The organism is Bacillus sp. V59.32b, assembly GCF_003429085.1.
GTDB lineage: Bacteria > Bacillota > Bacilli > Bacillales > DSM-1321 > Peribacillus.
In genome coordinates this window covers 17,084-40,888 of sequence record NZ_QVTC01000040.1, presented here as the reverse complement: position 1 = coordinate 40,888, position 23,805 = coordinate 17,084, and the positions used below count along the sequence as shown (strand labels likewise).

Here is a 23,805-nt window from a genome sequence, read left to right as displayed (position 1 = left end):
CTTTTTGTGTAAGCTGAGTTTTTTCCGTTTTAAACTCTGTATGAAAACCGAATAAGAATAGAGGTAATGAAGGATAACAATGTCACAAGAAGCGTGATGAGCATCATATTGCGGTCAAGCATCGTCGTGAAGGCTGATGGCAGGCCGCATAAAGAAGGATCAAGGACAACTGCAGCCAGCATCGTTCCCGCCAAAGCTCCAATCATGCCATTAAACGAGCCGATCATCATTGAATGAAATTTTATCAGAGTGCCATATGTTAAGCCAATTAAGCTGCCTGATACTGTAGAAATCACTATCAAAATATTGAAAGAAGCGGGAAAAGCAAAAAATAACGTTGTGCCGATTGATAAGCTGAAAACTAGGCTGGCCGCGGATGTGACAATCATGCCGTAACGGTCCGTATATAGTTTTCTTCTTTTTCTCATAATCAGATATAGAATAGAGGGAATCAAAATATTGATTCCTAACATTACGTATAAATAAAGAATCATGGTTCTATCCCTCCATTACGATTTCTTAGCCGAAAAAAGAATAAACAGCATGGAAACGAAAAATAGACATTCTGTAAAAGATAAGAAGTAAACACTATTTTTCGCCACAGCTCCCACCATCGGCGCCATAATCCCCATCATTAACCCGTTGCTGTAACCTGATAACAAGGTCTGGTAATCAAAAAGTCCGCCAAACAAGCTGCCTACCGCCATGCCTGCCAGAGTCGCCGCAATCGTAATCGCCAAAAAGTGAAACGGATAAAGGTAGATAAAGATAACTCCGGTAGTAAAAGCGAAAAATCCTCCTGTAACCATTGAAATAGTCATCCCCAATTGAAAACCGATGAGTTTGCGGATCCTGAAGAGATAAGCAAAAACAAAGACGATAAGCAAAATATTAAGATAAAAAAGAAACAGATAAAAGGCAACCATATTCCTCACCCCGTAATTCCATATCAATCTGGTTAAATATCCACACTTCTAAATAAGATATGCAGCTGGCACCAGAAGGTTTTTCAAGGCTCCGAATTTAATCATTCAGCCCATTTTCATAAGAGTAGAAAGCATTCTCGGGATAATTACATAAAGTAACAAAGGCAGAAGTTTAGAAAAAATCCCTTAAAAGATCAGTTTGGTTTAACTGATGATCATGAAAAAGAAAAGGGGAGGATTCATGAAAGAACAAATGAGGCTGGATGAATATACAAGGCAATTAATGGAACAGCGAAAACACGAAGTAATCAAAGACGATCCGATTAATGAGCATAATCTAAAATCAGGACTGGGGCTTACTTCACCAAACAGCGCCATGTCAACTGAAGAACTTAGGCTATTCATGGAATATATGGACCAGGCCAATTTACGCAGCGTGACTGAAGCAAAACCAGAGCGGAAAAAGCCGTTAATGCTTAAGAAATTTTTTAAGTCCAAACGGAATCAACAGGTTGAGGTTTACTCGAAAACCGGAGGAAACTCCATTTATACCCTTGGTAAAGTAAGTGCCGTGGGTCGTGATTTTGTCATGCTCACGAATTTAAGGGATCGAATGTGGCTTCCGTACTCTGCCATCGATTCAGCGAATATTCCATTTGGAATGCCGAATTATTCCAATACCCATCAACACTTTATTTATGATAATAATTTGCGGAACAAGCTTTTGACCAATTTTGGGGAAACGGTTGCGAACAGAGATATTTTGGTCCAGCAATTTTTCGAAGAATCGCTGCAAACAAATTTGCATTCATGGAAGGGAACATGGGTGGAGATACAATTTGGCGAGGAAAAAGTGGCTGGAAAAATAGACAAATCTGAAGAAGGTGTAATAAACCTGTCAGTGTTTAGCAAGAAACATGAAGTGCCGCTAAAGGACGTGACATACATCAGCAACCTGCGCTGGTTCCACTTCCTGACAAAATTATGGAAGTAAGCTGCACACTGAAGATTTAAAATGGGGGGATTACAATGCCACACGAAGCATTAAGATCTGAGGACGGTGTCTTTGAAGAATTAAGAAAAAGAATCGGGGAAGAGATATTGATTATCACAGTCTCTCCCCAATTGAATTTGTTAGGGCAAACGTTTCGCCCGATTTTTTGCGGAACGATCGTCGAGGTGGAAAGAGGGCATATGACCCTGTTTCCAGTCAATATTCGGCTCGTTAATGCCCCGTTTTTCCAGTTTCCGACACCGCTTAGCATTCCGCTCGAAAAAGGCGTCCAGGCGACATTTGATTTTAGCTGTGATGAAGTATTTCCGCTGGTTTAAAGAGGGGGGTGCAAAATGGAAAATAATCGAATCAATGACGCACTTGATATGATCAACGTAGAGCGCATGAACGCGGTAGTCGCCCATATACGGGCCGGAATCGGCCGCAAAATTTTTATGCTTACCCCACAGTTTCCCTTTATGTTTATCGGGATCATTGACGATGTGATCGACGATGTTGTCGTTTTGGAAGTGGAAACGACCCACTTTCAACAGCTGGAGAATAGAAGATGGGTCATCCACATTGACCAAATTGAAGTATTTTTCATTGAGCGGGATGATGCACCTCTCATTCCTGAGCTGAAAGATTTGGATTCAGAAAACAGGGGGTAAACATGAAACGAAGTTATCATGTCATAGCGATACCGATTCGGATTGTCGTCAACAATTTTGGCGAGCATGATCCAGACGGACAAATTTACGTTTTAAAGGAAAATGAAGCAAAAGTGAAAGAACTTGTTTTGAACAATCCGTTTACCCCGGTCGATCTCGTAGAGCCGCTTACGATCCGTGCCAACGAAGGGGATACCGTAGAAGTACTATTCGAAAACCGCCTTCCCAACCTCGCCGGCATGCATTTCCAGGAAGCTGATTATGATGTGTTAACGGCTGATGGAGCCAATGTCGGCTTTAACCCAAGTACACTCGTCAAGTATGGCGAGAAAATCATTTATAGAATACATGCAACGCGGCAAGGAATCTATTTCTTTTCCGATCTCGGCACACCGGCAAGTTCTGAAAAAGGTTCACAGCTTCATGGTTTGTTTGGGGCACTGTTTGTTGAAACAAGGGGCTCATGGTGGACAGATCCGGTAACTGGTGAACCATTAAAATCAGGGACGATTGCCGATGTGCATAACCCATTTTTACCGTCGTTCAGGGAATATGGATGGTTCTTTTCTGATCAAATGGAGATTGATGACTTAACAGGAAACAGGCCGATTGACCCGGTTACAAACCAGGATGCGGAGTCGTTCCATGGTGTTAATTTACGCTTTGAACCGCTGAGAAACAGAAAGAAATTACTTGATGAAGGGGTTGTTTGTCCCGAATGCGACGGAGAAGAAGTCCATCATGATTCCTGGGTATTCGGTGATCCGGCGACCCCGATTTACCGGGGATATAGAGGTGATCCCGTAAGATTTCGGGTGATCCATGCAGGCGTAAAGGAAACACATGTGTTCCACTACCATACCCATCAGTGGTTCAGGGACCCTGGCAATGCGGAATCGAATCTCATTGATTCACAGGCGATCAGTCCCCAGTCACATTATGACATTATCCCGTTATACGGATTAGGGAGCCTCCAAGGAGCGATTGGTGACGTAATTGTTCATTGCCACCTGTATCCGCATTTTGAAGGAGGCATGTGGGCGCTCAACCGGATTTTCGATACGCTTCAAGACGGAAGCCAAACTTATCCGAACGGAATACCGATTAAAACGCTGCAGCCGTTGCCTGATCGGCCTGCTCCTCCAAAACCTACGAAAGAAAGGCCTGGTTTTCCAAACTTTATCCCCGGCAAAGTGGGGTGTAAAGCCCCGCGTCCGCCGCTTGGCATTATAGGGGGCCGGGACATGACGGAACTGGAACGGAACGCTTCGATTCCAAATGCAAGGCCAGGTGCTGTCTTTACCGAGGTATGTCTCGGGAATCCGGTTGTCATTGAATTCAACATATCGGTAATCGAGCTGCCGATTATCTATAACAACCAAGGCTGGAATGATCCGAAAGGACGGATATTTGTACTGGACGAAGACATTGCTGACATTTTGTCTGGAAAACTGGAGCCGGAGCCTCTCACGCTTCATATTCCTGCCAACTCATGTATCCGCGTGAATTTTACGAACCGTCTGCCGCATGTGTTGGATGGTGATGCATTCCAGCTGGTGACCCGGACATATGAATGCGCTTTGCACGTTCACTTTGTAAAAATTGACCCGCTTGTATCAGACGGAGCGAATGTGGGCTGGAACTACGACAGTTCGGTATTACCGGATGAGACGATTCGCTACGAGTGGTTTGCAGATACCGAGTTAAAGGCATTTTTTCTGCATGATCATATGTTTCCAACCGTTCACGAGGATCATGGGGTGTTTGGCACGGGTGTGGCCCAGCCAAGGTTTTCCCGAATTTTCGATTCGGTCACCGGGGAAGAAGTGGATCATGGTACCCAAGTAACCGTTGTAAATCCTCTTATCCCTGACTACCGGGACTTTGCCTTGTTTGTTCAGGACTTTGTCTTCTTATTCGTTAAAAATGGCTGCCCATTGGCACCGCCCCCATATCCGGGTTCTCTCGATGATCCAGGCTTGTTTGCCGTGAACTTCAAAAATGAACCGCTTCAATTCAGGCTAGGTGAAGACAGCGATCCCGCCTACTCGTTCAGTTCGTTCGTTAATGGCGATCCAGTTACCCCTATTTTACTCGCTTATGAAGGCGATCCGATCAGAATCCGTCTGTTGCAAGGATCTCATGAGGAATCCCACAGCTTTAACCTGCATGGCTTGCGTTGGAAAAATGAAAGGAAAGGGCTTGATGGTGGTTTCAAGTCGCAACAGCATATCGGCATTTCGGAATCGTTTACGTTCGACACGTTTCTGCCAAGAGAGGGAGATTATTTATGGGCGTTTGAAACGGAAGAAGATATTTGGAACGGAACGTGGGGACTGATCCGCGCATTCGGCCAGGAAGTACCGCACCTGATGCCGTTGCTTGACAGGCCTCTGCCTCCGAAGCGGACAGAACTGCTGCCGGAATGGACGGGAGCACCGCCTGATAAAGCGCCTAAAGTAATGAACACAGCACCGCCTGATGCCCCGGTCCGCCGCTATAGCGTCGTAGCTTTTCAAACATCGATTGTATACAGCTCCCATGGCGAACATGACCCTTACGGAATCGTCTTTGCTTTGGAAGAGGATGTTGGAGCGATTAAAGTTGGGGAAAAAAATCCGGAACCGCTCGTATTAAGGGGGAACGTCGGCGATCTCGTCGAGGTGTCGCTGCGAAGTGAGCTACAATTTGACCGATTCCCGTATTTAGATGGGATTCATCCTTACCCCCCTGTAAAGGAACAAGCCCCTTATCCGCCATCTGTCAGAATCTCACTTCATCCGAGCTTGCTTGATTATGATGTGAAAACATCCAGTGGCGAAACGGTTGGATATAACTATGATCAAACGGTGGGACCTGGAGAACTGGTTACGTATCGCTGGTATGTTGATACAAAAGTCGGCGCCTGCTCGATGTGGGACATGGCGGATCTGCGTAATCATCGTTCATTTGGGGCATTCGGATGTTTCGTTGCCGAAGCGAAAGGCACGGAATACCTTGATCCGTGTACCCGGCAGAAGGTACGTACAGGTGCGAATGTAATCTTGAGCAATTCGTTGTTACCGGAAATAAGGGAATTTGTGCTGATTATGCATGATGGTGTGAGATTGGTAGATAAAAAAGATCATTTAATTGTGGATCCTATTGACGGCATACTGGGTGAACAGGAAGAATTGCAAGATCTCGTCGACACGTATGACAATGGTTCGAGAGGCTTCAACTATCGGACTGAGCGCCTCATTAACCGTTTCATTGAACTTCCTGACACAGGGGAATTATTCAGTTCAAAAGTCCACGGCGACCCGTCGACCCCACTCTTTGAAGCGTACGCAGGCGATCCGGTAGTGATAAGGCTTGTCAATCCTTCTGAACGGCGGCGTGCCCATACGTTCCATCTGCATGGACATTATTGGAAATACGATGATCTTGATTTCGATTCCAGAATTGTATCCTTTGTTGGTGAAATCGTTGCCGGCCATACAAACAATTTGTACTTGATTGGCGGTGCGGGCGGCCTGTTTAGTTTCCCAGGGGACTATATGTACCGTTCAGGGAATATCCGTTGGGATATTGAGCAGGGGATGTGGGGGATCATGCGCGTTCATGATTGTCTCCAATCCCACCTGGTAAAATTAAAATAAGCGTATGAAACAGGGGGGTAAGATCTTCCTGTTTTTTTGTATTTTTATTATCGAGAAGTTAACTCGTTGGCTATATCAATGCTGTAACTGCCCGTTTTTTACAAGAATAAGAGTTGTACAATCAATAAGCAAGCTAATGCATAAAGTAATATAGCTTCCGAATCCTTATAGAACTGTAAATAGAAGGGCGTGGTCACTAAATAAAGCCTAGATTAGGATTGAAGCAATGCATGAAGTGATTTATCTAGTATACCTGAGAATCAAAGATGGCTGTATCTTTCAGAGTTATATATCAAATATTGTAATTTTCGCTGAAATACATTTAGTAAACATAAAAGGGAGGACAATAATGACAAATCGAACCCAGGATGTGGTTTTTAGAGAATTAAGAAACAGAATCGGCGAAGAAGTGTTAATAGTTACATCATCACCACAATTAAATTTACTAGGGCAAACATTTCGGCCGATTTTCTGCGGAACCATTGTCGAAGTCGAAAGGGGGCATGTCACACTTTTTCCGGTAAATATTAAGCTGGTCAATGCACCGTTCTTTCAATTCCCGACACCGCTTAGCATCCCGCTGGAAAAAGCGGCACAAGCAACGTTTGAGATCGGCTGCGGTGAGGTATTCCCGCTTATTTAAAAGTCGCTTAAAAAAGGAGGTTGTTAAAATGGCAGATGGCCAAATAGATTCAACATTGGACATGATTAATGTCCAGCGTCAAAATGCTGTGACAAATCACATAAGGGAAGGAATTGGCCGCAAAATATTCATGCTGACACCATCGTTTCCTTTTCTGTTCATTGGAATCATTATCGATGTTGTCGGTGATGCGCTTGAATTGGATGTGGAAACGACACACTTTCAGCAATTGGAGAATCGGCGCTGGTTCATACACATTGATCTTATTGAAGCATTTTTCATTGAACGAGATGATGCTCCCAGAATTCCTGAATTGAAGGATTTTGGTTAATAGGAAATGGAGGCAAATGAATGAAACGAAGGTACCATATCGTTGCCATTCCCATTCGGATTGTCCTTAATAATTTCGGTGACCATAATCCGAATGGGCAAATCTATGTATTGAAAGAAAATGAAGATAAAGTTAAAGAGCTCGTCCGGAAGAATCCATTTACACCTGTGGATCTTGTTGAACCCCTTTCAATCCGTGCCAATGAAGGGGATATTGTAGAAATATTATTCGAAAATAAGCTGTCGCATCTTGCCGGAATCCATTTCCAGGAGGCGGATTATGATGTTTTAACATCGGACGGGGCGAATGTCGGGTTCAATCCAAGCTCGCTAGTAGATTGTGGAGAGCAAATCCTTTATCGTATAAACGCAACCCGTGAAGGAATTTATTTTTTCTCCGATTTAGGCAACCCGGCAAGCTCTGAAGAAGGGTCACAGTTAAATGGATTATGCGGCGCCTTGTTTGTGGAAGTAAGAGGATCTTGGTGGACAGACCCGGTCACGGGTGGGCCGATCAACAGCGGCGCCATTGCCGATGTGCACCATCCTTTTTTGCCGTCTTTCAGGGAATACGGCTTTTTCTTTACCGATGAATTAGAGGTGGACGATTTAACGAGCAATAGGCCAATTAATGCAACAACCAATCAGGAGGATGAATCCTTTCATGGCATCAATTTGCGGTTTGAACCTCTAAGCAATCGGAAGAAATTGCTCGACGAAGGTGTTGTCTGCCCGGATTGCGATGGCGAAGAAGTCCATCATGATTCCTGGGTTTTCGGTGATCCGGCCACTCCGATTTACCGCGGATACAGAGGAGACCCGGCGTGTTTTCGCCTGGTTCATACGGGCGTAAAGGAAACCCATGTTTTCCATTACCATGTCCATCAATGGGGCAGGGACACGGATAATGTAGACTCGGGTATTTTTGATGCGCAGGCGATCAGCCCTCAAAGCCATTACAATATTCGGCCATTTTACGGCTTAGGCAGCCTTAACCAAGGGATTGGCGATGTGATTGTCCACTGCCACTTATACCCGCATTTTGAAGTCGGGATGTGGGCGCTCAACCGCATTTTCGATACCTTGCAGGATGGCAGCCAGTGCTATCCTAACGGGATTCCGATCCTGCCGCTCCAGCCGTTGCCGGACCGTCCAGCCCCGCCGATTCCAACAAAAGAAAGGCCGGGTTTCCCGAACTTTATTCCTGGTAAAGTCGGCTGCAAGGCGCCGCGGCCGCCGCTCGGGATTGTCGGCGGCCGCGGGATGACCGAACTTGAGCGGAATGCGGCTATCCCGAATGCCAGGCCAGGTGCCGTGTTTGCCGAACCTGCACTTGGAAACCCGCCGGTCGTAGAGTTCAATATATCCGCAATTGAACTGCCAATCGTGTATAACAAGCAAGGCTGGAATGATCCGAAAGGGCGGATTTACGTATTGGATGAAGACCTGGATGATGTGCTTTCAGGGAAAATGGAACCGGAGCCATTGACGCTTCATATTCCTGCCGGATCCAGTATCCGTGCCAATTTCACGAATCTATTGCCACAAGTGCTTGATGGAGACGCCTTTCAGCTTGTAACGAGGACTTATGAATGCGGATTGCATATTCACTTTGTGAAATTTGACGTGCTTGTATCCGATGCATCGAATGTCGGCTGGAATTATGACAGCTCGGTATTGCCGGGGGAGACAATCCGTTACGAATGGTTTGCAGATGTTGAATTAAAAGCATTCTTCTTGCACGACCACTTGTTTGCAGTAAGCCATCAGCAACATGGGGTATTCGGCACCGGTGTAATCCAGCCAAGGTTCTCGCGATTTTTCGACTCAGCAACTGGGGAGGAGGTTGACCATGGCACCCAGGTGACCGTTGTTAATCCAATAATTCCTGATTATCGTGATATTGCTTTATTTATCCAGGATTTCGCTTTATTGTTCGACAAAAACGGTTGCCCCCTAGCGCCGCCGCCGTTTCCCGGCTCCGCCGATGATCCCGGTATATTTGCAGTGAATTATAAAAATGAACCGCTTCAATTCAGGCTCGGAAAGGAATGCGATCCTGCTTATTCCTTCAGCTCGTTTGTCAATGGTGATCCGGTTACTCCGATATTAAAGGCGTATGAAGGCGACCCGATCAGAATCCGGCTTTTACAGGGAGCACATGAAGAGTCGCACAGTTTCAACGTCCACGGCTTACGTTGGAAGTCGGAACGGCCCGACGTTGAATCTGAATATAGGGCCCAGCAGCACATCGGCATTTCCGAATCATTCACTTTGGATACGTTTATTCCCCGGGAAGGCGATTATTTATGGGCGTTTGAAGATGAAGAAGATGTCTGGAACGGTACATGGGGATTAATCCGCGCGTTCGGCCAGGAAGTGCCTGATTTGATTCCACTGCCGGACCGTCCGCTGCCGCCGCCAAGGACAGAACGCCTGCCTGTATGCACTGGAGAGCCGCCGCCCCTTCCTCCTGTAGTCGTTAGCACGGCTCCTGCCTATGCTCCCGTCCGCCGCTATAATGTCGTCGCGTTCCAGACGCCGATTGTTTACAGCAAATATGGTGAACACGACCCGTTCGGGATTGTCTTTGCTCTTGAAGAGGACGTGGACGCCATAAAGTCCGGGCATAAAAATCCGGAACCGCTGGTATTAAGAGGCAATGTCGATGACCTGGTCGAGGTAACCTTGCGAAGTGAACTTGAATTTGAAAAGTTTCCATTCCTGGATGGCATTCATCCTTATCCTCCAGTCAAGGAACAGGCGCCATATCCGCCTTCGGTAAGAATTTCGCTGCATCCGAACCTGCTTGATTTTGATGTAAAAACATCCAGCGGGGACACAGTCGGGTTTAACTTTGACCAGACGGTAGGGCCGGGAGAAGTGATCACTTATCGCTGGTATGTCGATGTACCTGCTGGCGCCTGTGCGATGTGGGACATGGCGGACTTAAGAAACCACCGTTCCTTTGGGGCGTTCGGGGCTTACATAGCCGAACCGAAAGGAACGGTATATCTGGATCCTCATACCCGCAAAGAGGTCAAGACCGGTGTGGAAGTGGTCTTAAGCAACCCATTGCTGCCGGAAATAAGGGAGTTTGTGCTGATCATGCATGACGGGGTCAGATTAGAGGATAAAAACGGTCAATTAATCATCGACCCAGTCGCAGGCATTCTGGGAGAAGAAACAGTAGGCCTTCAAGAGCTGCCAAGTGTTATCGGGGCACAGGAAGACTTTGAAGTAGACACCTATGACTTCGGTTCACGCGGATTTAATTACCGGACTGAACGCCTCATAAACCGGTTCAACGCCGTACCGGACTTGGAAGCGTTATTTAGCTCGGAAGTTCATGGCGATCCCTCCACACCGGTTCTCGAAGCTTACACAGGGGATCCTGTCATCATCCGGCTTGTGAATCCTTCTGAACGGAGGCGTGCCCACACCTTCCATCTGCACGGGCATTACTGGCGATTTGATGACAATGATCTCGAGTCAAGAATTGAATCCTTTGTCGGCCATATCGTTCCGGGGCATACAGATGATCTCCGGTTAATCGGCGGTGCAGGAGGCATCTTCCAATTCCCTGGGGATTATATGTACCGATCAGGAAATATCCGTTGGGATATCGAGCAGGGGATGTGGGGAATCATGCGCGTCCATGGCAGCTTCCAACCTCACCTGCCAAAATTGGAATGGTAAAAAAGCGAAGTCCAATCATACTTTGTTCCTCTATAAGACATCAATCGTACTAAATATCTAATTACAAAGGGGGAATGAGAAAACTTCCCCCTTTAAGTAAAGGAGGTGTGAAAATGATGAAAAAATTTGTGCGCGAAGAGTTTTGCTGCCCTGAAGTGGTTCCTCCTGATGCCCCTGATGACTTCTGTATTCCTGATTTTCGCTGTCCGGACAAAATCGAAACGTTTAAATTCCCATCCCCGACCAGCTGTCTCCCGCCTGAAGAATTGGAGGAGCTTGAAGCAAGAATTGATGCTGCAAACGAATTGCTCCTGGATTTGGGGCTTTCAGATGAGAGACGGGATGAAGAAAGACGTAAAGAAGCAAGGGAAGCTGCGTTTAGGGGGCTGCTCGGTCAAAATGTAATGGTGAAACTGGAATGTCCGATCGCAGAAAACGAAGAAGAAAATCGGGTTGTGAAGGGACGAGTCCACTTTGCAGGAAGAGACTTTGTTATAGTACGAAGAGGTGGAAAACAGATGTTGATTCCCTATCTGAAGGTCTGCTCGATCGATCTGCAAAACCGGTTTGCCGATCCGGAAGAAGAGCCTCGATTAGTCGATATTGACCCGTGCCTTAGGAGGGCGATTACGTTTAATTTTGGCGATGTTGTCTCGCAGTCACCGCAACTGATCGATATTTTTTTCGGTCTCGATCTCGTGATATATCTTCTGGCGTTTTTAGATAAAGAAGTAAAAGCAGTATTGCCAGACGAAGTGATAATGGGAGAAATAAAAGACGTAACACGAGAATCGGTCGCTATTTGTAAAGGAGAAAATGAGCAGGAAATCCCGATTGAAGATGTTTGTTTTATGGTTATAAACGATTAAATATCCTGTACTGGAGCATTTATCATTCGGGCTGTCGAGGAAAGTTTCCGGCAGCTTTTTTGAATGCAACTGTTCAGGAATAATAATGGATGTAACTAAACGATAGTATTGGCAATCAGGGCAATATTGTTGTACACTCGACATGATTATTTTTAAAAAATTGAAGAATCATATCTTTTATCTGTAAGATGGGGGTATGTACCGATCATTAAGGAGTGTTGACATGACCATTAAAAAAATTACTATAATGATAGGAATTTCCACTAGCTTATTGATTGCCGCCTGTGGGAAAGATGATACAAGCAGTGAGAGAAAGAAAGAAGAAAATAGTGTGATTCATGGAAATCAGGAAACTCATGCGGGACATGCCAAACATTCTGGTCCTGGAGATATCAGGGAAGAAACAAGTGGGTTGGATAAGCCCCCTGCTTTTTTATCAGATAAACCAGACGATATGAAGACCATCTACTTAGCGGCTGCGCAAAATAAAGGTCTGTTAGAGCAAATGCCTTGCTACTGCGGCTGCGGGGAGGAAGCTGGACATAAGAATAATTATGATTGCTTCGTATTCGAAAATAAGAAAAATGGAGCGGTCGTCTGGGACGACCATGGAACAAAGTGCGGGGTTTGCCTGGAAATTGCGGCTCAGTCCGTGGTGGATTACAGCAAGGGAAAATCGGTAAAAGAAATACGTGAAAACATTGATAAACAATATAAAGATGGCTACGCGAAACCAACTCCAACACCTGAAGTGTAGCTTAAGGAGAGTGGACTACCGATGCTACGTACGGAGTTAAAGCATGGGATCCTGCTTATGAACTTAAAGTTATCGGGCGAACATATACCAAATCCAATGCTGCTATAAGATTTGAAAAATCTAGTACAGATACCAATGACTATGCTTCAGAGGTTAGCTCATGTCGCTGTGTATATAACACTTACTCAAACATTACTTTTTGGAAAGATTTCGGTGGACTTAGTGATCTCCGAGAGAAAGAAACAGCTGTGCATGAAGTGGGACACTCATTTGGTCTAGCTCACGAGGACGACGTACGTTCCATCATGGTTTCTGGCCCAGAGTTTCTAGATGAACTCAACCCGGTAGCAGATGACTGGGCAGGAATTAGAGCGAGATATTAATAAAGGGGGAAGATTCCCAGATGAAACTTAAAGGTACAATTGCCGGAGCAGTGTTAATTACTTTAGTGGCTTTGGGTAGTTTTTTTACATCTGATTCAGAAAAGCCAGTTATTGAAGAGGAATACTTCGGCAAGGGAAAACGGGATGGATTAGTAAGTTTAGAAGAGATGGAAAATAAGGCTACCTTGGTAGTTGTTGGTAAAAAACTTTCAAAAGAAGTTCCTACTATTCTTACAGATGGAGTAGAGGGAGAGGATGGTTATGAAGGGATTATAGGAGGATACACTATATCAGATTTCCAAGTCAAAAAAGTACTAAAAAATACAACTGGGAAAGATATTTCTAAAACAAGTGTAATACCGGTTTTAGAAAATGCCGCAACAGATACAATTGGAGATGGGAAAAAGAAAATTATATATACAAATGATGGTTATGAACTTATGAAAACAGGGAAGCATTATATTTTGTTTATGGATGAGAGCAGTTCTGATCCAGGTACATTTATTCCACTTAGTGCAATATTCGGTAAAGCCCCACTAGAAGGAACACCAGGTGATTTAGAGTTCAAGGGTGATGATAAATTCGTTAAAAAACTAACTGACGAAGCGATTAAGAAATATAAAAAAGAACTTAAAACAATAGAATAATATCATCTATTCTATTTTGAAAGTCACTCATTTTTTGTGGTTCTGGCCATAGTAATCTATGATCAGTTTTTTTAATTTCTGTAATAAGAAAATTTCGGATACCCAGTAATCGCGCCGATTGTTTAAAATCATTTATCTTGTCTTACTGAAGTAAAGCACCCGTTATAACTTCGACCATCTTGAGGCGCAACTGGCTGACATGGTTAGTACATGTTACACCTCACCTAATTTCCTCCATTAGTTTCATGGCGGCTTCTTGCGTGGACACTCCTGTTTCGTTAATGTATTTAATTACGTCCATTTTAAACTGTACTAAATAATTTGTATATCTTGGGTGAAAGGCTTTTTCATCGTGTTCACGGAATTTAGCCACCCATTTTTTCAACATGGTAGTACTTACTCTGTAATTTTGCGATATAACTTTAAAAGATCCTTTATGTTCAAGGTATGCTTGTACAGCAACCAGCTTTGTCTCTAATGAATATTTAGACATAATAAAAACTGCACCTATAATTGTTAATTGTGTCTAACAAATGGGGTGCAGTTCAGCAGGTTCCTTTTATTTATTATGGTTACAAATCGGTAACATATCATCAAAACGCCCTTTGACAAAAATCAAACCAGTCCAAAACCTAATATAGCTACCGACGTTCCAGAGATGACCCATATAATCGGCTTTAACGTTAGCTTTTTTATCCACAGGATTATAGGGAATGTCAACGATACGATTAGCAACTGTCCTATTTCGATACCAATATTGAAGGACAACAGAGAAGATGCCAAATGGTTTCCATCCAATCGCATTTCCGACAGGATTCCGGCAACCGAACTCATGGATCAGTCCAAAACGGAAGGCAAGACATGACTGATGTTTTGATTCTTGATTAAAAATATTGATGAGTGCTACGTATATAATGCTTAAAGCAATGGCCGACTCCATTAATTTGCCTGGTAACTGCGGGTGTCTATCACCGTAATATAATATTAGGGAATTTATTTTAAACGTCTCGACACTTTTCTATGGCCTACCAATAATTTGATTGCTGTTTTATTTTCATTATTGATTAAAACATCTGTAAATGCAGGAACAAAAATGAGATTAAAACCACTTGGTGCTACGAATCCTCTTGCAATCGCAATGGCTTTAATCGCTTGATTTACAGCACCCGCTCCTATCGCTTGAATTTCTGTATTTCCTCTTTCTTTTAATACTCCCGCGATGGCACCTGCAACTGAATTCGGATTTGATTTTGATGATACTTTTAATACAGTAATCATATAAGTTTTTCCCCCTGTTATTTAATCGCTTGATATGATCACTGGAAAGAAGAATGCAGATATCGTATCTTTAACTAGTATTCAAAATTTTAAACAAACAGAACCATTAAACGTATTCCTGTGAATTGCTCCTTCAGTTCAACAAAAGACATGTAAAAAGCTTTAATAACAGAGAGCCCTAACCGAGGAGGTAAGGGCTCTTCCCAGTTCTATAAAGAGTCAACAGCTCTCCTGGAAACAAGTTCGTTAGATAATATAAATTCATCCACTTTAACGTGAGTAAAGCCTCTAAGATGTTCTTCCTTTATTACTTCTATAACCGTTTTTACATTTGGTGCATATTGTTCTATCGAGGCTGCTAACAACATGCTCTTCCCATCAATCAATAAAGGATTATCAATCTTATCATCAGCAAAAATAATGAAAGATTTGGCTTCCTTAATATTCGCCATATCTATTGTATTCTCTGTAGCAGCATCACCGGCAACAAAATGAACTCTGTCGTGTTCAAAAGGCTCCTTAATCAGTTCATCAATGATCACTATGTCAGAGTCCTTAGTCGAAAGAATCCCCTTTACCGCATATTCTGCTTTCTTTGACCAGCCAACTATTACAATATGATTTTTCCCCTTATATTTCAATTTCCCTTCCCCTCAATCGTTTGAAAGTACCAAACGAATCAACGATTTTCCCTATTACCACTCCTAAGATACCGATACCTATTATGTATAATGCCATTGCGAAAATGCGGCCGCCTGTGCTTGTCGGATAAAAATCCCCATAACCAACAGTAGTCATCGTTGTCATAACCCACCACAGAGAATCAAATAAACTTGGAAATGTATCGGGTTCCATTTTTCTCATTACAATGGTGCTAACCGCTATAACTAAAATAGTCGAAATGAAAATAAATGTATGATTAACCTTGCTTACCCTATTCATTAGCCTGCGAAAAATTAACAATATTCATAACCTTCCTTCCATTGTAGATGTCTGTTAACGAATGTGCTTTGCATAAGGGTCGTATATTCCCGTAATCAATAACGTACTTAATGCAAGCATTATTGAGCCTACAAACAATAATCCGTTACCAGTAATCTTTCCGTTCTTTTTACGTGAAAGTACACCTAAAATAATCAAAATTATTCCAATAGGGAGTAGCATAATCCCCAATCCAATATTCAAGGTTTTTCACTCCTTGTAGAGCTAATGTGAATGAATCCTTCATCACAGCATTTGGAAAGTTGGCAAGCCATGGACAAACCAGCTTTCCCGGCTCCCATAATAATCGCATCGAAAATCATACTATTCCCTCTTTTATATGGGCATATATTCATACTCTCAAAGAAATCCCTTCCCGTCTATTCCCTTTCAGATTTAATAATAATTTTAAATAGTAAAGTAGAAGTTTTACATCTGAATATTATGTGACAACAGGTTATTAGGAGGCTTATATGACGCAGGAACTCAAAGCGATTATATATATCATTTGGTTCATAATAATGGGCGCTTTAGCGGGCGGGTTATCAGCGAAACTCTTTAGTATTTAAAATAAAAAGCTTGTAGAGCAAATTCCCTTCTCTACAAGCTTGTCACTAACATGCTTTACCTAGCAGCAATCATGCTTATCTTCTTTGAATTCTACCATTTTTACATGTTCAAGCGGAATGATTCTGAACTTATGGTCGAAATGCCGCCTTTTGCGAGGCTTTTTATCCCTATCTCGAACTCTATCTTTATCCCGAACCTTGTCTTTATCTCTGTCTCTATCTTTATCCCTGTCTTCAAATACTTCTACTTCCACAAAATCCGATCCGACAAAGCAAATGACTGAATCGAATTCGTCACTTTCTCCGCCGCAATCCACTTTTATCTTAACCTCACAATCAATCAATTGCCGCATGCGAAAAGCGAGTCCGCTTTGAAGGCCGCCAAGGCGAAGCTGGAAGCGGTTGTCACAAAGAAAACGATCATCGCCGATGAACCTGTCGCGTACATCAAATCGATCATGATGACAGTCATCGTGATGATGGTCATGATGAAAAGGCTTGCGGCATTTGACGCAAAAAGAATCGTGAAAATGACTCATAAAATCCTCCTTTTAACAATTAGTATTAAACTCTCTTCCAATACGATCATCTCAAATCATAATGACTGCAGCACCGGTCAGTGATTATGAAATGATCTGCAGAATTCACAATCATGATGGATGTGATCGTGATGCTACCTTAATGACCTTAGTTCCCTGAATGTCCGGTGCTGGCCCGAACAGCCGCATGAATGGGCATGATGATCGTGGGTGTGGTGTGGATGTTGATGCGAATGGCTGTGATGGTGGCGGGGATGATGGCCATGATGTTCCCTATGATCCAAGCATTTGCAGCGACCATGGTGATGATGGCAAGAGCATGTATTCTGGCAACCCCGATTAAATCGAGGCTGTTCCCTGTGAGGGTGACGACTGGAGTGATGGTGTTCATGACCGCAAGAACATGTATCATCAACCCCTCGATTAAATCCATGATGATGGGGCGAGGGACGAACATTGTGATGGCAGCTGCAAAATCGGGTTGAATGATGGCGATGATGAGTAAACTCCATAAAAAACCTCCTATTCTGTGCTATATAATAGTTTATGTTTTCGTTATTTTTTTGACAGGACAAACATCTGTCATTAAGAAAAATGAATATTTTACAGCGAAAAAGCTAATAGGAGGTTTCAGGACTTAAGCCGTATTAACAGAATCTGTCATCGTTGCGGAAGCGATCAAACCGATCAAACCGATCAAATCGATCAAACCGACCGAACCGACCAAACCGATTAAAGTTGTCAAAGCAATCAAAGCGGTTACAACGATCAAACCGATTAAAGTTGTCAAAGCGATCAAAGCGGTTAAAACGATTATCACAAAAACAATCTAAGTCATGAAACGGGCGGCTGATACAAGAGCAACGATTATGAAACTTGTGATGGCAGCAGTCATCCCGACGACAAGAATGGCAGCAGCCTCTGCGGTGGCTCATATGCGTTCACTCCTTTCATATATGGATTAATACAACCTATGTAGAGAAAGCAGCAAGCGAAACGGACAAGTATCAGTACAGCTGCCATTGCCGCTCAAAAATGGTTTCATGCATCAGAAACATCAAAGGTCTCTCTCATACACTATAGAAAGTGTAACAGGCAGGGAGTGAAAGATTTGAAAGGAGTCATTTTAGCCGGAGGTACTGGCACCAGATTAAGGCCTTTGACACATATTATCAATAAGCACCTGCTCCCGGTTGGTCCCTATCCGATGATCTATTGGCCAATCCTGAAATTAAAAGAAGCAGGCATTGAAGAAATCCTGATCATTACGAATAAAGAAGATCTCAGTTCTTTTATTAACCTATTAGGACTGGGGGAAGTCCTGGATGTAACCCTAACCTATAAAATCCAGCAAAAAGCAGGAGGCATTGCAGAAGCTCTTTCATTGGCGAAACCATTTGCAGGAAACGAGAAATTTATCGTTCTCTTAGGTGACAATATCTTTCAGGAAAGCCTGGGTCCATTTATTGCTTCGTTTGAGAATCAATCAATTGGGGCGAGGGTTTTACTAAAGCCCGTCACTGACCCAATGCGATTCGGTATTGCTGAGATTGATAAAAGGAAAAAAATCATAACGTCGATTGTGGAAAAGCCTGAAAAGCCTTTATCCAATTACTGTGTGACGGGAATTTACATGTATGGTTCTAAAGTATTCGAGTATATCGAAAAGCTGACACCATCTGAGCGGGGGGAATTGGAAATTACTGATGTCAATACCTTCTATATAAAAGATAACAGCTTGCAGTACGACATCCTGACAGGCTGGTGGGTTGATGCCGGTACACCGCACTCTCTCTTTCAGGCAAACGAACTCGTGTACCGGCATGTACTGAAAGACCATTAAAGAGTCGTCAAAGAAGTGAAAAGAAAACAAGGCTGTTGACTTTCAACAGCCTGATTCAGGTTTAAGAATAATGATATAGGGTGTGTAAAGAAATGACTGAACCGACCAAGAACGTGTTAATCCATCTTCACATGCCAAAAACAGCCGGAACGACCTTAAACAGCATCATCAAAAAAAACTATACACAAAATGAGATCATTGACTTATATGAATCGTTTAAAGACCATCAGGCAGTTGTCCAAAGATTAGAAAGCCTTAATTTGGAAGGGGTTAAGTGTCTGAACTGCCACCTTTCATTCGGGATTCACCAACATTTATCGGAACCCTCTTTGTATATAACCATGCTTCGCGAGCCGATTGACAGGGTGATTTCCGAATATTATTTCATACGCCATACACCGCATCACGGGTTGCATGAAAAAGTGATGAAGATGGAATTGCTTGAATACCAGCGGGAAGCTAACAATATGAATAAACAAAGCAAGATCGTACTGGGCTTTCCGCTCACAGGAGACATCGGCTTGAATGACTTTGAAAAAGGAAAAAAAAACATCAAAAAACACTTTGCTTTCATCGGCATAACGGAGCTTTTTAATGAAACGATTTATCTGATGCAGAAACAGTTTGACTGGTGGACGATCCATTACCGAAAGAAAAATATAACAAGAAACCGTCCTGAAATTAAAGCGCTGCCTGAGCATATTATTCAGGAATTGAAACGAAACAACGAAGTGGATTACGCATTATACAGCTATGCGAAGCAGCTGCTGGAGGAGAAACTGGCTCGATTAGATGCGCAATCAAAAGAAGACTTGAAAACCTTGATGGCCAGAAATACAAAAATATGAAACTCATGATGAGGGGGAGGGATAGATGAAATATTATGACTATGTAATTGTCGGAGGAGGTATCATTGGCCTCGCAATTGCCAGAGAATTAAAAACGAGATTTCCGGAACAGACCGTTTGTATCCTCGAAAAAGAAAGGGATGTCGCCCTGCATTCAAGCGGCCGGAACAGCGGGGTGCTGCACGCAGGATTTTATTATACCTCGGACAGTTTGAAAGCAAAATTTACGAGAGAAGGAAACAAGGTACTTACCGATTACTGTTTAAGTCATAATCTTCCGGTCAATCGCTGCGGTAAGCTTGTGGTCGCGGTTGATGAAAGTGAATTGGAAGGGCTGGAAGAACTGAAAAGAAGGGCTGACGCCAATGATGTAGAGCTCCATTGGATGGATGAAGAAGAACTTGCACAAATCGATCCTAATGCCAAGACCTACAAAAAAGCACTATATTCACCCAATACCTCATCTGTAGACCCCGTCCAGGTTTGCCAAACATTAAAAGCAGAAGTCAAAGGAATGGGCGTTCATTTTTACTTTAATACAGAATTTAAAAAGAACCAGGACAGCATGATTCTGACAAACAACGATACCTTCCAATATGGCTACTTCATAAACGCCGCAGGTTTATATGCAGATAAAATCGCCAAGGATTTTAATTTCGGCAAGCAGTATACGATTATCCCCTTTAAAGGAATATATCTCAAATATGATAAAAACACGGAAGACATAATGACGAATATTTATCCGGTCCCCAACTTGGAAAATCCCTTTTTAGGGGTGCATTTTACAAAAACGGTCGATGGCACGATTAAAATTGGCCCTACGGCAATCCCGGCACTTTGGCGCGAAAACTATGGCGGATTTGCCAACTTCAAGCTGAAAGAATTTGCGACCATTCTTTACTACGAAGCGAAACTGTTTATCCTCAATGCCTTTAACTTTCGTCGTCTTGCTTTTGAGGAAATGAAAAAGTATCAGAAATCATATTTTAGCAGATTGGCTGTTAATCTTGTGAAAACGCTTGACCGGGAGAGTTTTGGAGAATATCTAAGGCCGGGAATTCGAGCCCAGCTTCTGGATAAAGAGACGCTGGAGCTCGTCCAGGATTTTGTCGTCGAGGGTGACCACAAGTCCCTGCATATATTGAACGCCGTATCGCCGGGATTCACATGTTCTTTTCCATTTGCATCCTATATTATTGACCAATTGCTGGAAAAGCAGAAAGGATTAACTGATGAAACTAATTACAACGAAGCTTGAAGGAGTCGTCATGATCGAACCAGCTGTATTTGGCGACCACCGGGGATTTTTCATGGAGAGCTATAATTCCGGGAAATACAAAGAATTAGGAATTAATATTGATTTTGTTCAAGACAATCAGTCGTTATCCGCAGAAGCCGGAACCATTAGAGGCCTCCATTATCAGCTGGAACCGAAAGCACAAACGAAATGTGTCCGCGTATTAACAGGGGCCCTTTATGATGTTGTCGTCGATATCCGTAGAAATTCACCGACATACGGGGAATGGGTCGGTGTCGTTTTAAGCGAGGAGAATAAACGGCAGCTGATCGTGCCAAAAGGGTTTGCCCACGGTATTTGCACACTTGTTAAGAACACGCAAATCCTGTACAAAGTGGACGAATTTTATTCAGCAGAACATGATCGGGGAATACGATGGAATGATCCAGAGCTCGGTGTCATCTGGCCGACTTCCAATCCGGTTCTCTCGGACAAAGATCGAAACCAGCCATTGCTCAAGAAAGCGGAAATCAATTTTAAATACGAGGGGGGACAAGGATGAAAACCGTGCTTGTGACAGGTGCCGGCGGCTATATCGGCTCAATTCTCGTCCCGAAGCTGTTGGGGAGAGGCTATGCCGTAAAAGCTGTCGACCGCTATTTTTTTGGCATGGATAAACTTAGTGCCCATGAAAACCTAACGGTCATCCAAGCGGATACAAGAAGAATGCAACCAGATTATTTTGCGGAAGTGGATGCGGTTATCGATCTTGTCGCCATCTCCAATGACCCAAGCGGTGAACTGTTCAAGGACGCGACCTTCGCTACCAATCATGTATCAAGGGTCCATACAGCGACTTTAGCGAAAAATTTTGGTGTGAAGCGATATATTTTGCCGTCATCCTGCAGCTTATACGGCTTTCAGGAGCAAGACATGATCGTTGACGAAACCTCTCCTACCAACCCCCTGAGCAATTATGCTATTGCCACGGAAAAAGCGGAACAAGGCGTTCTGCCATTGGCAGATGAACGTTTTACGGTAACAGTGATGAGACAGGCGACGGTCTATGGATATTCACCAAGGATGAGGTTTGACCTTGCGATAAACGGAATGGCTTACGGCGCATGGGAAAACGGTGTGATCCCGCTGATGAGGGACGGTACCCAATGGCGGCCATTCGTCCATGTTGATGATACGACAGATGTAATGTGTCTGCTTCTGGATGCCGACGCCAAGACAATCAATCGGCAGATTTTCAACATTGGTTCAAACAACAACAACTATCAATTAGGAAAATTGGCCGAGGAAATCACGAAGGCACTGCCGAAGGACATCACGATTGAATGGTATGGCGATCCAGACCACCGTTCCTACCGCGTCAATTTTGACAAGGTCGAAAGTGCATTAAATTGGAAAGCAAAGTGGACGGGAGCGGATGGCGCGCTGGAAGTGTACCGGCATTTGGAAGCCGGTACATTAAAAAAATCAACCCAAACGATTACGCTGGATTGGTATAAAGAGTTGATAAAATGGCATAAAATCATTAAAGATGCCGAACTGCACGGAGGAATCATCGATATAGGATAAGAGGTGTTTTATTTGAAAAGGATTCTTTTGCTAGGAGCAAACGGGCAGCTCGGAACCGATATCCAGAAGGTTTTCTCTTTATCCAGCCAATACGAGATCGTGCCTGTATACCGGAGCCAGCTGGATGTTGAAAATGATGACATCGCTTCCTTTCTTGGCCATGTTAACGATTTTGATATCCTGATCAACTGTACGTCATACCATAAAACGGACGAGTGCGAAGATTTTCCTGAGAAGTCGTTTGCGGTTAATAGCTTGGCAGTGTTAGAGATTGCAAAATACTGTAATGCTCATCATAAGACTTTATTTCATATCACAACCGATTATCTTTTCGATGGGAAGGGCAACCGGCCGTACCGCGAGGACGATCAGCCAAATCCGTTAAGTGTTTACGGGAATTCGAAGCTGTCAGGGGAACATTTCATTAAGGCATATCACGACGGGTATTTTATTTTTCGGGTTTCGTCCTTATTCGGCAAGGCGGGCGCCAGCGGCAAGGGCGGTAACTTTGTCGAAACGATGATCAATCTCGCGAAGCAAGGAAAAACGATTCGCGTAATAGATGACCAGGTAATGTCGCCAACTCATACGCTTGATATTGCAAAGGCGATACACACCTTCATTGAACAGGAAATCGATTCATATGGGGTCTATCACTGTTCCGGTGAAGGAGAGTGCAGCTGGCATGATTTTGCAGCTGAAATTTTCAAGGAGATCAATGCCGATGTCGACTTAATACCGGTCCCCCATACGAGTTACCAGACAAAAGCCAACCGTCCGCTATACAGCGTACTCGATAATTCAAAGTTAAACAGAATCCATCAAATGCCGGATTGGCAAGATTCGTTAACGGATTATTTAAAACTCAAGGGGCATCTATCATAAAAACAGGGGTATCGCCAGGTTCGGTGATACCCCTGTTTTTACTGCCTCAGCCTGAATATTTTTCCGCATAAACTGGGAAAAAATCCAGGCAATCGGGCTCAGCAATCATAAACTATGGAAGAAGAACTTTGTTTTAATTTAGCAACCATAAGAGGTGAGCGCCATGGGAAATAAAAATGACAGTTCTGAAGTTCTACCGGAAAATCAGTTGTTTGCAGATATGATAGGGCGGGAAATCTTGTTGACCACCACATCAACTCAGCTTAACCTCCTCGGTCAAACTTTTAGAGGGATTTTCACTGGTACTGTTAAAACGGTAACAGACGGATGGATTACGCTCGATCCGGTCATCATCAAAATGAATAATGCCCCGTTTCACCGCTTTCCGACACCACTTACAGTACCAATCGAAAGTATTTCTAACTTTGTGCCGTTTAAAAGCGACAGACGATTTCCAATTCCATAAATTAGACATGGA

Annotated in this window: 29 protein-coding genes; 19 read left to right on the top strand and 10 right to left on the bottom strand. The window is 43.5% G+C overall.

Annotation, left to right across the window (positions count from 1 at the left end):
* Positions 1-29: 29 nt before the first annotated feature.
* Positions 30-494 carry a hypothetical protein gene (locus D0463_RS09975; protein WP_117307258.1) on the bottom strand — a complete coding sequence of 155 codons (465 nt, stop codon included), beginning with the start codon at positions 492-494 and terminating at the stop codon, positions 30-32.
* 15 nt (positions 495-509) lie between these two features.
* Positions 510-926 carry a hypothetical protein gene (locus tag D0463_RS09970; RefSeq protein WP_117307257.1) on the bottom strand — a complete coding sequence of 139 codons (417 nt, stop codon included), beginning with the start codon at positions 924-926 and terminating at the stop codon, positions 510-512.
* 241 nt (positions 927-1,167) lie between these two features.
* On the opposite strand from D0463_RS09970, the gene D0463_RS09965 reads away from it, so the two are divergent.
* The 11 genes from D0463_RS09965 to D0463_RS09915 all read left to right on the top strand — a co-directional run bounded on the left by D0463_RS09965 (position 1,168) and on the right by D0463_RS09915 (position 13,560).
* The gene (locus tag D0463_RS09965) at positions 1,168-1,920 is read left to right on the top strand and encodes a hypothetical protein (RefSeq protein ID WP_117307256.1); all 753 of its coding nucleotides are present in this window, start codon (positions 1,168-1,170) and stop codon (positions 1,918-1,920) included.
* A 35-nt stretch (positions 1,921-1,955) separates the two neighbouring features.
* Positions 1,956-2,258, top strand: a complete 303-nt coding sequence (locus D0463_RS09960) for a hypothetical protein (RefSeq protein ID WP_117307255.1) — start codon at positions 1,956-1,958, stop codon at positions 2,256-2,258.
* A gap of 15 nt (positions 2,259-2,273) precedes the next feature.
* Positions 2,274-2,591 (top strand): hypothetical protein, encoded by a 318-nt coding sequence (locus tag D0463_RS09955; protein ID WP_254052761.1) that lies wholly within the window; start codon positions 2,274-2,276, stop codon positions 2,589-2,591.
* A gap of 2 nt (positions 2,592-2,593) precedes the next feature.
* Complete coding sequence (locus tag D0463_RS09950) at positions 2,594-6,232, top strand: multicopper oxidase domain-containing protein (RefSeq protein ID WP_117307254.1); 3,639 nt, start codon at positions 2,594-2,596, stop codon at positions 6,230-6,232.
* Between the two features lie 349 nt (positions 6,233-6,581).
* On the top strand, positions 6,582-6,875 hold the full coding sequence (locus tag D0463_RS09945; protein ID WP_117307253.1) for a hypothetical protein: 294 nt from the start codon (positions 6,582-6,584) through the stop codon (positions 6,873-6,875).
* Between the two features lie 28 nt (positions 6,876-6,903).
* A complete protein-coding gene (locus tag D0463_RS09940) occupies positions 6,904-7,206 on the top strand; it encodes a hypothetical protein (protein ID WP_216824894.1) in 303 nt (100 codons plus the stop codon).
* 20 nt (positions 7,207-7,226) lie between these two features.
* Positions 7,227-10,904, top strand: coding sequence for a cupredoxin domain-containing protein (locus tag D0463_RS09935; protein WP_117307252.1), 3,678 nt, complete (start codon positions 7,227-7,229; stop codon positions 10,902-10,904).
* A 113-nt stretch (positions 10,905-11,017) separates the two neighbouring features.
* Positions 11,018-11,773 carry a hypothetical protein gene (locus D0463_RS09930; protein ID WP_117307251.1) on the top strand — a complete coding sequence of 252 codons (756 nt, stop codon included), beginning with the start codon at positions 11,018-11,020 and terminating at the stop codon, positions 11,771-11,773.
* Between the two features lie 229 nt (positions 11,774-12,002).
* A complete protein-coding gene (locus D0463_RS09925) occupies positions 12,003-12,530 on the top strand; it encodes a PCYCGC domain-containing protein (protein ID WP_254052764.1) in 528 nt (175 codons plus the stop codon).
* Positions 12,531-12,778: 248 nt separating this feature from the next.
* Positions 12,779-12,913, top strand: coding sequence for a matrixin family metalloprotease (locus D0463_RS20260; protein WP_367946583.1), 135 nt, complete (start codon positions 12,779-12,781; stop codon positions 12,911-12,913).
* A gap of 20 nt (positions 12,914-12,933) precedes the next feature.
* Positions 12,934-13,560 (top strand): hypothetical protein, encoded by a 627-nt coding sequence (locus D0463_RS09915; protein ID WP_117307248.1) that lies wholly within the window; start codon positions 12,934-12,936, stop codon positions 13,558-13,560.
* A gap of 220 nt (positions 13,561-13,780) precedes the next feature.
* Here D0463_RS09915 and D0463_RS09910 read toward each other — a convergent pair whose 3' ends face one another.
* From D0463_RS09910 to D0463_RS19205, 7 genes are all read right to left on the bottom strand, one after another.
* Positions 13,781-14,053, bottom strand: a complete 273-nt coding sequence (locus D0463_RS09910; RefSeq protein ID WP_117307247.1) for a helix-turn-helix domain-containing protein — start codon at positions 14,051-14,053, stop codon at positions 13,781-13,783.
* A gap of 66 nt (positions 14,054-14,119) precedes the next feature.
* Positions 14,120-14,500: a HupE/UreJ family protein gene (locus D0463_RS09905; protein ID WP_483295728.1), complete on the bottom strand. Its 381-nt coding sequence runs from the start codon at positions 14,498-14,500 to the stop codon at positions 14,120-14,122.
* Positions 14,501-14,553: 53 nt separating this feature from the next.
* Entirely contained in the window at positions 14,554-14,838 is a 285-nt protein-coding gene (locus D0463_RS09900; protein ID WP_117307246.1) for a stage V sporulation protein S, read from the bottom strand.
* 209 nt (positions 14,839-15,047) lie between these two features.
* On the bottom strand, positions 15,048-15,479 hold the full coding sequence (locus D0463_RS09895; protein WP_117307245.1) for an NAD-binding protein: 432 nt from the start codon (positions 15,477-15,479) through the stop codon (positions 15,048-15,050).
* A complete protein-coding gene (locus D0463_RS09890) occupies positions 15,469-15,780 on the bottom strand; it encodes a potassium channel family protein (protein ID WP_301950640.1) in 312 nt (103 codons plus the stop codon). Before D0463_RS09890 ends, D0463_RS09895 begins: the two co-directional genes overlap by 11 nt.
* Before the next feature lie 54 nt (positions 15,781-15,834).
* Complete coding sequence (locus D0463_RS09885) at positions 15,835-16,023, bottom strand: hypothetical protein (RefSeq protein ID WP_117307243.1); 189 nt, start codon at positions 16,021-16,023, stop codon at positions 15,835-15,837.
* Positions 16,024-16,447: 424 nt separating this feature from the next.
* Entirely contained in the window at positions 16,448-16,927 is a 480-nt protein-coding gene (locus D0463_RS19205; protein WP_133299567.1) for a hypothetical protein, read from the bottom strand.
* A 263-nt stretch (positions 16,928-17,190) separates the two neighbouring features.
* Between D0463_RS19205 and D0463_RS09870 the strand changes: the two genes are divergently transcribed.
* Positions 17,191-17,412 carry a hypothetical protein gene (locus tag D0463_RS09870; protein WP_133299566.1) on the top strand — a complete coding sequence of 74 codons (222 nt, stop codon included), beginning with the start codon at positions 17,191-17,193 and terminating at the stop codon, positions 17,410-17,412.
* Between the two features lie 152 nt (positions 17,413-17,564).
* On the opposite strand, the gene D0463_RS09865 is transcribed toward D0463_RS09870, so the two are convergent.
* Positions 17,565-17,747 carry a hypothetical protein gene (locus tag D0463_RS09865; RefSeq protein WP_133299565.1) on the bottom strand — a complete coding sequence of 61 codons (183 nt, stop codon included), beginning with the start codon at positions 17,745-17,747 and terminating at the stop codon, positions 17,565-17,567.
* A 291-nt stretch (positions 17,748-18,038) separates the two neighbouring features.
* On the opposite strand from D0463_RS09865, the gene D0463_RS09860 reads away from it, so the two are divergent.
* The 7 genes from D0463_RS09860 (at position 18,039) to D0463_RS09830 (ending at position 23,793) form a co-directional block, all read left to right on the top strand.
* Positions 18,039-18,770, top strand: coding sequence for a sugar phosphate nucleotidyltransferase (locus tag D0463_RS09860; protein ID WP_117307238.1), 732 nt, complete (start codon positions 18,039-18,041; stop codon positions 18,768-18,770).
* A gap of 92 nt (positions 18,771-18,862) precedes the next feature.
* Entirely contained in the window at positions 18,863-19,618 is a 756-nt protein-coding gene (locus D0463_RS09855; RefSeq protein WP_117307237.1) for a sulfotransferase family 2 domain-containing protein, read from the top strand.
* Positions 19,619-19,643: 25 nt separating this feature from the next.
* A complete protein-coding gene (gene lhgO / locus D0463_RS09850; protein ID WP_117307236.1) occupies positions 19,644-20,876 on the top strand; it encodes an L-2-hydroxyglutarate oxidase in 1,233 nt (410 codons plus the stop codon).
* The gene (gene rfbC, locus D0463_RS09845; protein ID WP_117307235.1) at positions 20,851-21,417 is read left to right on the top strand and encodes a dTDP-4-dehydrorhamnose 3,5-epimerase; all 567 of its coding nucleotides are present in this window, start codon (positions 20,851-20,853) and stop codon (positions 21,415-21,417) included. The genes lhgO and rfbC overlap by 26 nt, the downstream gene beginning before the upstream one ends.
* Positions 21,414-22,442 carry an NAD-dependent epimerase/dehydratase family protein gene (locus tag D0463_RS09840; protein ID WP_117307234.1) on the top strand — a complete coding sequence of 343 codons (1,029 nt, stop codon included), beginning with the start codon at positions 21,414-21,416 and terminating at the stop codon, positions 22,440-22,442. The genes rfbC and D0463_RS09840 overlap by 4 nt, the downstream gene beginning before the upstream one ends.
* Positions 22,443-22,454: 12 nt before the next feature.
* Positions 22,455-23,327, top strand: coding sequence for a dTDP-4-dehydrorhamnose reductase (gene rfbD / locus D0463_RS09835; RefSeq protein WP_160118400.1), 873 nt, complete (start codon positions 22,455-22,457; stop codon positions 23,325-23,327).
* 163 nt (positions 23,328-23,490) lie between these two features.
* The gene (locus tag D0463_RS09830) at positions 23,491-23,793 is read left to right on the top strand and encodes a hypothetical protein (protein WP_117307232.1); all 303 of its coding nucleotides are present in this window, start codon (positions 23,491-23,493) and stop codon (positions 23,791-23,793) included.
* The last annotated feature ends 12 nt before the right edge of the window (positions 23,794-23,805 follow it).